We start from the raw sequence: 14,000 nt of genomic DNA on the forward strand, positions 1-14,000 counted from the left end.
TCACTACAACAATTTTAACTTATTAAATTAATTATCAAGCAACCATTGTTGGAATTCATTAATAGCTTCGCCATTAAGCGCTAAAAGCTCTTGAATCTGCTGTTGTTTATAATCACTATTTTCACCTGTTTTTTCTAAATAAACTAATTTTTGGTGTACTAGTTTTAAACCTGCGCTCGCCGCTGATCCTTTCATTTTATGACAATGTTCTTGCCATGCTTTACTATCATCACTATTGACCGCATGTTGAATATCCACCATATACAATGAAGACTGTTCAACATATAAATCTAACATTTGCTTGATTACACTAATATCTAACGCCTCTAAATAACCATCTATTAACGTTAAATCTAGGTGCTTAGTTGCGCCCATGAAGCCTCCTATATAACAAAAAAGTTTAACTATATCGTTTTTTTATTGGATGATTTTTTCTGCTAACTGAAAAAACCATTATTACCATCATATTTTCATATTAAGCAACAATTTATAACAGATATTAATTGCAACTACCATATACTAGAACAATCTCAAGCTGGCTATTACAAACATTGCTTTTAGCAGATATTTCGTTCAAAATAGCCGCCTTTTTCAGGGTCACTGCATTATATTTCACTACTTTTCAAAATATTTGTGAAAACTATCGCAATTCTTACGATACTAATGCCGATTATAATTTTACTAAGTACTGAAGTTACCATAGATAGCCCTTTACTTAGTGCACAGCGAATAGCGGAGTCAAAATGCCAACATTAATGCCTGATATAGCAAATCACACCACAGCACAAACTGAGGGGACTTTGGATTGGGTCGGCATGAGTAATATAGAAATGCCTATCATGGTTGCCTCAAAAGGCCAATCTGAACGTATGGTTTCAGCCCATATCGATGCCTTTGTAAACCTTAAAGAGCCGAAAGCTAAAGGCATTCATATGTCGCGCTTGTATTTACAAATTGACGAACTTTCAACTTCGGATGTTTTAACTCATCAAAGTTTAGTGACTTTGTTAGACGGTTTTATCAGCAGCCATGAAGATCTTAGCGATAACGCAAAAGTTAAATTTAGTTTTGATTATCATCTACGTCGCAAGTCTTTAATCAGTGGTAAACAAGGCTGGAAAGCATACCCTGTTACTATTACCGGCCGTTTAAATAAAGGTGTACTTGATATAGAGCTCACGGTTGATGTTCCTTACTCGTCAACTTGTCCATGCTCTGCAGCTTTAGCTCGTCAATTAATTCAACAGGCCTTTAAAGAAAGGTTTATTGACCAAGCAGATGCCGACTTAGCTTCTGTACATGAGTGGCTTGGTACGACTGAAGGTATTGTGGCAACCCCACATAGCCAACGTTCGGTTGCTGAAGTAAAAGTTAAACTAAACAACGCCACAACAGAATTCCCGATTACCGATATTGTTGATTCAATTGAAAACTCACTTAAAACGCCAGTACAAGCAGCGGTGAAACGCGAAGATGAGCAAGAGTTCGCTCGTTTGAATGGTCAAAACTTAATGTTTTGTGAAGATGCTGCTCGCCGTTTGCAGTACACCATGAATGCTACTGAGCAGTTTGATGACTTTTGGTTACGTATTAATCATTTAGAGTCATTACATGCTCATGATGCTGTCAGTGTAACAACCAAAGGGTTAGCAGACGGTTACCAACCTTAAATAAATAACTAAATAACTAAATAACTAAATAACTCATTAAATCTTAAAAATCCCCTACTATCTCGATAGTAGGGGATTTTTTTTGTCTTCAAAATTCAGCTCAAAAAAAATCCGCTCGTACATTTCAACAGTTATCAAATCGATAGCTGCTGTTGAGTATAAAAATAGAAAAATTACGCTAATATGTTACTAAAGCACAATTGTTATTGTACAAAATTGATGTTTTCATCTTTACTTGATGCGCTGACTTACATTATTTCGTGGTTTTCAGCTCGTCTTATTTCGAAGTAGAACAAGTATTTAATCAACATAATAGCTAAAAACCATATAATAGCGGCTTATAACAGTGAATAAATAGTGAATACAAAATATTATAAGTATTTTTTATTTTACATCACAGTAATGTAATAAAATTACAAAATATTGAGTATTAAACTTTTAAATCGATATAAAACACCAATATTTTTAGCTTTTTTTAATGATATGATCACACTAACGCCTTATTATTCTTATATTGCGAGTAAAAATGTAAAATAATTACGAGCATTTACTCTATTCAGATTGACGTTGGTGTATTAAATGTTTAATGTAAGGGGTTCCTCGCTAAGAATTCGGGACTATTTATGCACTTTAAGTATAATTTTATTCCATTCTCATTAAATCAAACTGCCGAGGCCTTTTAGGAGAAGATAAAGATAATGCAACTTTACGATCATACATATCAAAAAGACAATTGTGGCTTTGGTCTTATTGCCCATCAACACGGTGAAACAAGTCATAAACTCGTAAAGACGGCCATTCAAGCCTTAGACCGTATGCAACATCGTGGCGGTATCGCTGCCGATGGCAAAACGGGTGATGGTTGTGGTTTGTTAATGCAAAAGCCCGACAGTTTTTTTCGCGCTGTCGCAGAAGAGAATAATTGGCAATTAGGTAAAAAATACGCTGTAGGTATGGTTTTTCTTAACCCTGATCCGGTTTTAGCGAGTGCCAGTAAAAAAATTCTAGAAGAAGAGTTAGCAAATGAAACTCTTTCATTAGTGGGTTGGAGAGAAGTTCCAACTGACACCACTACTTTAGGGGAAATTGCTAAAGGCAATTTGCCTGCTATCGAACAAATTTTTGTTAATGCTCCGACAGGTTGGCGTAATCGCGATCTTGAGCGTCGGTTATATATGGCAAGACGACGTGCCGAGAAACGCATCAATGATGAACGTTTTTACGTAGCAAGTTTGTCCTGCTTGGTTACTATATATAAAGGTTTAATGATGCCGGTAGATTTACCGAATTTTTATTTAGACCTTGCTGACATTCGTATGCAAACTGCCATCTGCCTATTTCATCAGCGTTTTTCAACCAATACTTCACCACAATGGCATTTAGCACAGCCGTTCCGCTACTTAGCTCATAATGGTGAAATTAATACCATTAAAGGCAATCGCCAATGGAGTCGAGCAAGAACACACGGCTTTAAATCACCTTTATTACCTGATTTACAAGATGCTGCTCCATTTGTTAACGAGAGCGGTTCAGATTCTTCATCATTAGATAACATGCTTGAGTTATTTATGGCCGGTGGTATGGACCTCTTCCGTGGCATGCGGTTATTAATGCCTCCTGCGTGGCAAAGTAATCCGTTAATGGATGACGATTTAAAAGCCTTTTATGAATTTAACTCTATGCATATGGAGCCATGGGATGGTCCCGCGGGTGTTGTGGTAACCAACGGCCGTCATGTTGCTTGTAACTTAGATAGAAATGGCCTGCGACCAGCGCGCTACGTAATTACCCGCGATGGTTTTATCACGTTAGCTTCTGAAGTGGGTATTTGGGATTACGGTGAAGATGAAGTTGTCGAAAAAGGCCGCGTAGGCCCAGGTGAAATGCTTGCCATTGATACTTACACGGGCAAAATTTTCAACTCTAACGCGATCGATAATGAACTTAAAGTTCGCCACCCTTATCGAGAATGGTTAGATAATAATATTCGTCGTTTAGTGCCTTTCGATAAACTCGATGCCCGCTTAATTGGTCAACGAATCTTTAGCGATCAAGAAATCGCTCAATATCATAAAATGTTCAACTACAGTTATGAAGAGATTCATCAAGTGGTAAAAACATTAGCGGAAAATGGCCAAGAAGCTACAGGTTCAATGGGTGACGACACACCAATGGCTGTATTATCAAGCCAACCGCGTTCACTTTATGATTATTTCCGCCAGCAATTTGCGCAAGTAACCAACCCACCGATTGACCCGCTGCGCGAACGCTATGTTATGTCACTAGGTACTTGTATTGGCCGTGAGCACAATGTTTTTAATGAAACAACCGGTCATGCCGACCGTATTTTATTTGCCACTCCGGTATTAATGTACACCGGTTTAAAACAACTACGTGAGCTAGATCCTGAGCATTATCGTTCAGATACTTTAGCCTTAAATTATGACCAAGCAGAAGGCTTAGAAGCCGCGGTTATTCGTTTATGTGACGAAGCAGAAGTATTAGTGAGAGACAAAAATACGGTTATCTTAATATTATCAGACCGTAATATAGCAAAAGGCATGTTACCTATGCCTGCTGCCATGGCTGTTGGCGCTGTACAAAAACGTTTAGTTGACAAGCAATTACGCTGTGACTCTAACATTATTGTTGAAACTGCCTCGGTGCGTGACTCGCATCAGTTTGCCGTACTATTTGGTTTAGGTGCTACAGCAGTTTATCCATACTTAGCTTTTGAAACGATTGAACAATTAGTTGAAGACAAACAAATTGACCTTACTGCGCGTGAAGCCGTGGTTAATTATCGTGAAGGTATTAATAAAGGCCTGTTAAAAATATTATCGAAAATGGGTATTTCCACCATAGCCAGTTACCGTTGTGCGGGTCTTTTTGAAGTTATTGGCTTAAATAGTAACATTATGGAGCTTTGTTTCCCTGATTTACCTAGCCGTATTCAAGGTGCAGACTTTGCAGATATAGAACAAGACAACATTAACCTTGCACGAAAAGCTTTTTTACCTCATCAAAAAATGAGTCATGGTGGCTTACTAAAATATGTTCACGGTGGTGAATATCACGCTTATAACCCTGATGTTGTCAGTACCTTACAAGCAGCTGTGCGCAGTGGTGATTATAGTGATTATAGAATATTCGCTGATCATGTAAACAATCGTCCTGCGGCCGCATTAAGAGATTTACTTGCCTTAAAAGACGACCAAACACCGATTGATATTTCAGCCGTTGAAGCAGATACCGAGCTATTTAAACGCTTTGATAGTGCCGCTATGTCAATTGGTGCATTGAGCCCAGAAGCACATGAAGCACTTGCTATTGCGATGAACCGTCTTGGTGGTTTTTCAAATTCTGGTGAAGGTGGAGAAGACGAACGTCGTTTTGGCACGGTTAAAAACTCTCGCATTAAACAAATAGCTTCTGGCCGATTTGGTGTTACGCCGCATTACTTAGTTAATGCCGACGTTTTACAAATTAAAGTTGCCCAGGGTGCAAAACCTGGTGAAGGTGGTCAGTTACCGGGCGATAAGGTAACACCATTAATTGCAAAACTTCGTTTTTCAGTACCTGGCGTTACCTTAATTTCGCCACCTCCGCATCACGATATTTATTCGATTGAAGATTTAGCACAGCTGATTTTCGATTTGAAGCAAGTAAACCCAAGAGCGGTAATTTCAGTCAAACTCGTTTCTGGCCCGGGTGTTGGTACTATTGCTTCAGGTGTAGCGAAAGCTTACGCTGACTTTATCACTATTTCAGGTTACGACGGTGGTACAGGTGCAAGTCCATTAACTTCAGTTAAATATGCGGGTTGTCCATGGGAGCTTGGCTTAGCTGAAGCACACCAATCACTAGTCACAAATGGTTTACGCCATAAGGTACGATTGCAAGTTGATGGCGGTTTAAAAACTGGCATTGATATCGTTAAAGCGGCAATTCTAGGCGCTGAGAGCTTCGGTTTTGGTACAGCACCTATGGTGACACTAGGTTGTAAATTCCTTCGTATTTGTCATTTAAATAACTGTGCTACAGGTGTTGCGACTCAAGACGAAGTACTGCGTGAACAATTCTTTAAAGGCTTGCCAGATCAAGTAATGAATTATTTTAAATTTATTGCTCAAGATGTACGTGAAATATTAGCTAGTTTGGGCGTTGAGAGCTTAACCGCGATTATTGGCCGCACAGATTTACTTGTGCCTTTAGCCGGTATTACCGCTAAACAGCAAAAGCTAGATCTACGTCCTATTATTGCGCCGGTAATTGCTGGTGAAGATACAGCATTACACCAAACGGATACAAATGAACCGTTCGATAAAGGTGAGTTAAATCAACGTTTACTGTCATTAGCTACTGACGCAATAGCGCATAGCGATGGTGGTGAATACCGATTAAGCATACAAAACACTGACCGCTCAGTTGGCGCGTCATTGTCAGGTGAAATTGCTCGACAACATGGCGATCAAGGTATGGCAGCAAACCCAATTAAAGTCTTTTTAAATGGTACTGCAGGTCAAAGTTTTGGTGTTTGGAATGCTGGTGGTCTAGAAATGACATTAACCGGCGATGCCAATGACTATGTTGGTAAAGGTATGGCCGGTGGTAAATTAACCATTAAACCACCAAAAGGCGTTGAATATTTAAGCCACAAAACCATGATAATGGGTAATACATGCTTATACGGTGCTACGGGTGGTAAGTTGTACGGTTGCGGTCGAGCAGGAGAACGCTTCGCAGTAAGAAACTCGGGATGTCATGCTGTTATTGAAGGTACGGGTGATCACGCTTGTGAATACATGACTGGCGGCATAGTGACTATTTTAGGCCAAGTTGGGGTTAACTTCGGTGCTGGTATGACAGGTGGTTTCGCTTATGTTTTAGATGAACAAGACGATTTAGAAATACGTCTTAATAACGAATCTATAGAAATGTTAGCCATAGACGAACTTAATATCCATCAAGAACATTTACGTGGCATTATTAATCAACACTTAGATGAAACAGGTAGCTTAAGAGCAGAAGAAATTTTAGCTAATTTCGACTCGTATGCACCACAATTTAAGTTGATTAAGCCAAAGGCCGTTGATGTTAAAACCCTATTGGGTCATCGTAGCCGTTCATCTGCAGAACTTCGTGTTCAAGCACAATAATAAGAACACGATTGGAGAAGCTTTTTAATGAGTAAAAATATTTATCAATTTATCGACGTTAAACGCATCGACCCGCCTAAAAAAGCGATAGAACAGCGTAAAATTAATTTTGTCGAAATTTACCAACCATTGAGTGAAGATCAAAGCGCAGGTCAAGCCGACCGCTGTTTAGATTGTGGTAATCCATATTGTGAATGGAAATGTCCAGTACATAACTATATTCCGCAGTGGCTAGAACTAGTAACTGACGGAAAGATAATGGAAGCAGCTGATCTGTGCCATGAAACCAACAGTTTACCTGAAATGTGTGGCCGTGTTTGCCCACAAGACAGGCTTTGTGAGTCAGCTTGTACTCTAAATGATGACTTTGGTGCAGTGACTATTGGCAATATCGAAAAGTACATTACTGACACCGCTATCGCTCAAGGCTGGAAGCCTGATTTATCTCAAGTTATTGCTACAGGTAAACGTGTTGCAATTATAGGCGCAGGACCTGCTGGTATCGCCTGTGCTGACGTATTAACAAGAAACGGTGTAGAAGCCGTGGTATATGACAAACACGCTCAAATTGGTGGTTTGCTTACCTTTGGTATTCCGTCTTTTAAATTAGAAAAAGACGTTATTCAAACCCGTAGAGAAATACTTGAAGGCATGGGTATTGAGTTTCGTTTGAATACCAATGTAGGTGTTGATATCAGTTTTGAAGATATCAGTAATGAATTTGACGCAGTATTTCTTGCGCTAGGTACATATACAGATATGACAGGCGGATTTGAAAATGAGTCAGCGCCGGGTGTTTATAATGCATTAGACTTCTTAATTGCTAATACCCAAAAGTTGATGAAGCTGTCACAAGAAGATGGCAATGCCAATGCTAAGCCTTATGTAAACTTCTCGGGTAAAAAAGTTGTGGTATTGGGTGGTGGCGACACGGCTATGGATTGTGTTCGCAGCTCGATTCGCCAAGGCGCAACCGAAGTAACTTGTGCTTATCGTCGTGACGAAGCCAACATGCCAGGTTCACCGCGTGAAGTACAAAACGCGAAAGAGGAAGGTGTTGATTTTCAATTTAATATTCAACCCATTGACATTGCCGTTGACGATAATGGTGCTGCCTGTGGCGTTAAGTTTATTAAAACGCAACTGGGAGCTCCAGACACTAAAGGTCGACGTAACCCAGAAGCGATTGAAGGCTCTGAGTTCATCATGCCTGCTGACGCTGTGGTTATTGCTTTTGGTTTTATGCCAAGTCCACCACAATGGATGAAAGATGCTGGCGTAGAAGTAGATGCTAGAGGTCGTGTAATTGCCGCCGACAACACTAACTTTGCTTTACAAACCAGTAAAGAAAATATCTTTGCTGGTGGTGATATGGTACTCGGTTCAGATTTAGTGGTTACTGCGATTGATCAAGGTCGAAAAGCGGCCATTGGTATTCTTGACTTTGTGATGACAGCACAAGTGAAAGAAGCATAAGTTTCCACAAACCATTCATTAGACATTTCATTAATCACTTTAAAATGTAGTTTAAACTGCATTTTAAAGTGACTTAAATCATTACCTTGCTTCTCCACACTCATTTAAAGTCCACGACAATCCCTCTATGCAGTGGAACAATAATTCTTATATGCCAGACTTGTTATAACGTAAATATGGCTAACGCTTTAATATGCAAATAATAAGAAAAACACTTGGCTTTATCGCTATTTAATTTAAGCTGGCACCAGTTAAGTTATTATTAGATAACTGATTACGGCCTCGGTTTTTAGCATGGTAAAGCTGTTCATCGGCGAGCCTAACCCAGTCGTCAATATTAGCAGAAAGCTTTGCTTTAGCCGTTATTGTGCCAATTGAGATAGTAATATTGACAAAGTTATGGCTATCATGAGGAAAACTATGCTGTTCGACTTCTTCTCGAAACTCCTCAAGCATCTGTAACACGCCGTTATTGTCATTAGATTGCGCAACAATTATAAATTCTTCACCACCAAAGCGAGCAACAATATCGCTGCGACGATCAAACTTACGTTTCATTACATCGCTTATATAGGCTAAGCAGTTATCTCCAATCAAATGTCCGTATTCATCATTAAGCTGTTTAAAATGATCTAAATCTAGCATAGCTACAACCATATCGGCATTATTACGTGACAATATTGCTTGTAGCTCACTAAACTTATTTTCCAAATAACGTCGATTATACAAGCCTGTTAAGCTGTCTTTATTGGCTAGCTCTTTTAACGCTATATTTGCTTTATTTAGTTCTTGGGTACGCTTATTAACTTTGTCTTCTAGAATGAATTGCTGTCGTAGTAGTTTTGTTTTTGACTGCTGTAGTTCATCATATAAAGTTAAAAATTCACTCGGCGCATCATAAGGTATTGCTTTAAAACCTGTCTTACCATCGCCGTGTGCAAGTTCTTTTAAAGCAAAAGCTAACGGTTTATTTAAAGTATTGGCAATTTGATTTGCTAATAAAACCACTAAAATAAAAATTAAAAATAACGAGACAAATATAGTTAAATATTGTTGTTCAATTAACATTAGCACTTGTTTATGCTCAATAAGTACCAATATTTTCCAACCGTTATTGAGTGTAATTTTGCGGAATAAATAACGTTTGTTTTTTGAATTATTAGCTCCAAGAACGATTAAGTTGTGTTTAATATCTGTCTCGTCAAGCGTAAAGTTTAATTTCGCCAATTTAGTGGTGGCGATATTCGATTCAGCATAGATAACATTGTCATTTTCATCGGTTAAGACTACGTCCAATTCACGATCATTTAATGAATATCTATTAATTTTATTAAATAAGTTAAGGTTTAACGAACCTTCAACAATGCCTATGGGCTGTTCTTCATTTTCACCATAAATAGGAGCGCTGATCGCAACAATTGGATCAGAGCCAAATGCTCTGCCAAGAAATGCGGGTGAGATAAAAACTGACTGTTCATAGAATGCTTCAACAAAATAACTGCGATCTGAAACATTCGCCACACCTTTAGGTAAGTTTGTCATTAAAGACAAAGGCGAGGTTGCCACTATGTTCGCTTCTTTGTTAGCCACTAGCATAGTGATAAAACCTGGATATAATTGATGTACCTTAGCTAAATTTTCCTGATAGAGGCTTGGCTCAATACTTGATAACTCAAGGGAAGCTTGGACAATCGCGTTTTTATGATCTTCAACATAATTCTCTACAATTTGACCTAAATATTGGCTACTAATCTCAAGCTTGTCTTCAATTTGCTGCTGCTGTATGTCATTTATATTTCGACTTAAAAAAAGACAAACGCCTACGACAAAAAATGCTGACATTATCCATAAAATATAATGTAAATACTGCTTAAGGTTTTTCTGTAACTTAGGTTGTTGAGATTTTACCCAACCATTGAGTTTATCGCTAAAAACAAAAATCATGATAACGGCTAATGCAGTATAAAAAACGGCATTAATACCTTGTTTAAAAACAGTAAAAAGCAAATACTCTTGCGACTCAGAAGCATTAATCCATAATAATATTGCCGTTATCGGCATCCCAATAATTAGCCAGTATAAGAAATCGGCCGTTGGTAAATACCAACCTCTTCCACGTAAATAAGAAACAAATAGCGCTTCACAGCCAAAGGTTATAAAACCAAAAGGATGTCCCCACATTATGAATAGCGGAGCAACACAAATAAATGCACATAATAATGTCAGTGCTGGCCGAAGATAAGCGGCTGCAATAATGAAAGCAAGATTACCAATAACTAAAGCGATACTATGAGCAAGCTCGATAGGGAAAAAATTAAGCAAAGCACCGAGTAAACCTAAGCTCAAAGCTAATAAAAATGAACGAAATGGCGTGGTTTTATCTACTTCAACTTCTTCTTCAAGCTTTAGAGCAACCTTAATTGGCGCTATGGTCATATATATTTACCAGTACTATCGCCATTAAATAACGAAAGTATAAACAAGTCATTCAGAAAAGTGTGCTAAACAGTAAAACCCTAAAAAGCAATTATCTTGGGTTACTTTCAGCCTGGGAATTTTTTTGTGAGGTTTTATAGTGCATTAAATACAAAAGCCCTGTCAATACTATTGCAGGGCTTTAAAGAAAACTAACTGAGCTATGATAATAGTTAAGTCATATCAGCGAATGGATTTATTGTCGGTAACACAATTTTATTCGCAAACCCGTTCACACTAATGTCTTCATCAGTAATGTTAAGATCATCATCCATCAACGTGCCATCACCAAAACGATAAATAATTTGAAAGTCACCATTGTCAGCTTGCGCTTGATATTTAATTCTCGCTTGCTCTACAACATCAGCTTTAGCATGATAACTTGCTATCGCTTCACTGCCATGGCGTTTTTCCATCATAGCTAGAGTTACAGCAGGTGACAATAGAGTTGCTGTGGCGTTATTACCACCAAAACCTTTAGAGTTGATAAAGGCAATGTCCATATTGTCACAATACCAATGCTCGGTGGCAATGTTTAAACGCTCGTTATAAACGTCATCCGCCACTTTATTAATCGTAGTAATGCCCGGCATAATATTGTGAGCAAACACGCCTAAGGCCATTGCCACTTGATCGCCACTTGCTGGGCCAATGGTATGACCAACAAAAGCTTTTGGCGCTGCTACTGGCCAATTATGTATATCAAAACTTTTCGCTACTCGGTCGTAAATTAATGACTCAGTAACACGGTTTTGCGGTGTACTTGAACCATGCGCAAGAATGAAGCTTCGTTGTTGAACGGCTTCTTCGCCAACAATAGACTTAGCCAAAGCAACCGATTTCGCCATAGTAATGTAATTACCAGGTCCCGGCGCTGTTATCGATTTCTTAATGCCATCAGCATTAGTAAAAACATCAGCCACTGATCCTAAAACATTAGCACCTAATTCAAGTGCCAATTCATCATCGACTAAAATAATAAACTGAGCGGCTTCGCCGATAGTAAAACCACAGTTATCGCCAAATGGACGACTTGTGCGGCGATGGTCAGCAACACCATTACCATCAATTTTTTTCAAGCCTTCTTCATTCGCTAATGCGCTCATATTACCAAAGCCTTCAACAACTTCAGGTGTTACTGCACAGTCATTACTACCAACAATAGCTAAACGAATACGACCCGCTTGAATATCTTGTACCGCGGCTTTTAAATTATAAAGAAAAGTTGCACATGCCCCGGTAGACGTGAATGTTGTACCAACACTGCCGGTAACATAAGCATTGATAAAGTCTGTCGACATGGTATTTAAACCAAGCGCTAAATTCTTTGTTGATACACGCTCACCCTGGTGTCGGCTCTGCATCATACCGCCAAAACCTTCGGCTTGAGTTTGTCCAAATACAGAGGCGGAGTAAGTGCCAATTTCATCTGGGCTAATTCTATCGACAATTTCATTCCAACTATAACCCGTAGAATGAATAGCATCGGCAGCGCCAAAAATAGTGGCTTGTAAACCACGAGGTTGGTAACGACTGTTATAAAGGCTTGCCGGTTTAAAACCAGTAGGAAATTGTCCCGCGGCTTTTATTGGGTTATCACGAGTTGAGTCATGCTTAACTTCAATTTCGCCAGCAATTTCAACACGAACACGTTTATCTGCAAGTTCAGTTACGCTCCAAGAGCGTGGAAGTGGGCTGGGTAAATCACGCGCACGGGTTTCAAATACAATACCGTTAACGCCAACATCCATAGTCAGCTTTTGCTGCCAAGGTGTTGCGTCAGGATCAAAATGTTCTTTTTCAATCTTACGGATCAAAGTACCTGCTAAAATTTCTTCACCGAAACGCTGCTCAACGTTCGCTTTATCAACCGCACTACCTTCAGCATCAATTAACTTTCCATCTTGGCTAGTTAACAAATTCATTAATGTTGCTAGGCCAACAAAAGTCTCTTGGCGAGCTTCAGCATTCAATTTATCAATAACAATACGGCGAAAGCCTTGATGAAATGATGTTCTACCAGCGGCATTAATGCCACCCATGCCAATAATAATAGGTAACGCAGTCATGAAAAATCTCTTTAAAATTAACACTTAATATTTATGACGCCAGTGTAAGAGTTAACGTAAAAAAATAATATGCACAAACAGCCATAAAACATGTCAAAATAGCCAAACTATAAAAGAGCATCATATAATAATGAAAGTAAAACTTAAACGTAGTAAACCCAACGCCATTAACATTGCTTTGCTCGTTTATGATCATATGTTAACCACTAGTGTTAGTTTACCCGTAGAGATGCTCAGAGCAGGTGAGGCTGTTGCGCTACAAGAAAACCGTAATGCACCTCGATTATCCATTCAAATGGTTGCCGAAACCATACAGCCAATATCTACACGCGCTTTAATTAAACTCATGCCCGATACTGACATTGAACATGCTCAACGCCCTGATTTTGCATTTATTCCTAGCTTATGGCGTAACCCTCGACCAACCATAGCTAAGCAACCCAAAATGCTAAAATGGTTGAGTCATATTTGGGCACAAGGCTCTACATTAATAGGTGGCGGAACCGGCGTGTGCCTGATGGCTGAAGCCGGAATTTTAGATTACCACCCCGCTACCACCCATTGGCATTATGTTGAGCAATTTAAACGTGATTACCCAAAAGTTGATCTCAAGCCTGACTTTTTTATTACCCAGTCTGAACGCACGTATTGCGCAGCCAGTGTTAATGCCTTAGCTGATATTGTAGTTCATATTATATTTCAAATTTATGGGCAAAATGCCGCGCAACAAGTAGAACGTAATTTTTCTCATGAAATAAGAAAACCTTATGAAGAACAACGCTATTTGGAGGGAGCGGTTGATCGCCACCCTGACGAATTAATTAGTCAAATTCAATTCTGGCTGAAAACCAATCTGAACTCTGAATTAACCTTAAATGATATTGCTCAGCAATTTGATATAAGTCAGCGTTCGTTTACCCGCAGATTTAAACTAGCAACTGGTATTAATGCCACACAATATTGGCAAAAACTAAAAATACAAACGGCAAAAGAGCTATTAGCTGCGAGTAATTTATCGATTCAAGAAATTGCGTTTCAAGTGGGCTACCAAGACCAAGCAAATTTCACTCGGCTTTTTAAGAAAACCTTAAGTATTACGCCAAAAGCATACCGCGCTATGGTGAGGAAAAAACTATTTAGTCATGATTAAA

General features: G+C 38.9%; 7 protein-coding genes. 4 read left to right on the forward strand and 3 right to left on the reverse strand.

Translation table 11 applies throughout. The features are described from left to right. Positions 1–27: 27 nt before the first annotated feature. A complete protein-coding gene (locus AC27H3_RS03885; RefSeq protein WP_487103857.1) occupies positions 28–375 on the reverse strand; it encodes an Hpt domain-containing protein in 348 nt (115 codons plus the stop codon). A 368-nt stretch (positions 376–743) separates the two neighbouring features. On the opposite strand from AC27H3_RS03885, the gene folE2 reads away from it, so the two are divergent. The 3 genes from folE2 to AC27H3_RS03900 all read left to right on the forward strand — a co-directional run bounded on the left by folE2 (position 744) and on the right by AC27H3_RS03900 (position 8,305). Continuing rightward, on the forward strand, positions 744–1,670 hold the full coding sequence (folE2, locus tag AC27H3_RS03890) for a GTP cyclohydrolase FolE2 (RefSeq protein ID WP_487103859.1): 927 nt from the start codon (positions 744–746) through the stop codon (positions 1,668–1,670). Positions 1,671–2,368: 698 nt separating this feature from the next. Then, on the forward strand, positions 2,369–6,829 hold the full coding sequence (gene gltB / locus AC27H3_RS03895) for a glutamate synthase large subunit (RefSeq protein ID WP_487103861.1): 4,461 nt from the start codon (positions 2,369–2,371) through the stop codon (positions 6,827–6,829). Between the two features lie 27 nt (positions 6,830–6,856). Continuing rightward, positions 6,857–8,305: an FAD-dependent oxidoreductase gene (locus AC27H3_RS03900; protein ID WP_487103863.1), complete on the forward strand. Its 1,449-nt coding sequence runs from the start codon at positions 6,857–6,859 to the stop codon at positions 8,303–8,305. A 231-nt stretch (positions 8,306–8,536) separates the two neighbouring features. On the opposite strand, the gene AC27H3_RS03905 is transcribed toward AC27H3_RS03900, so the two are convergent. Together AC27H3_RS03905 and AC27H3_RS03910 are read right to left on the reverse strand one after the other, a co-directional pair. After that, entirely contained in the window at positions 8,537–10,741 is a 2,205-nt protein-coding gene (locus tag AC27H3_RS03905; protein ID WP_487103865.1) for a sensor domain-containing diguanylate cyclase, read from the reverse strand. A gap of 212 nt (positions 10,742–10,953) precedes the next feature. After that, entirely contained in the window at positions 10,954–12,849 is a 1,896-nt protein-coding gene (locus AC27H3_RS03910) for a beta-ketoacyl synthase (protein WP_487103867.1), read from the reverse strand. A 130-nt stretch (positions 12,850–12,979) separates the two neighbouring features. Here AC27H3_RS03910 and AC27H3_RS03915 point away from each other — a divergent pair, with 130 nt between their 5' ends. Then, positions 12,980–13,999 carry a GlxA family transcriptional regulator gene (locus AC27H3_RS03915; protein WP_487103869.1) on the forward strand — a complete coding sequence of 340 codons (1,020 nt, stop codon included), beginning with the start codon at positions 12,980–12,982 and terminating at the stop codon, positions 13,997–13,999. Position 14,000: the final 1 nt, after the last annotated feature.

It is taken from the genome of Colwellia sp. NW0002-52-1 (assembly GCF_057550865.1).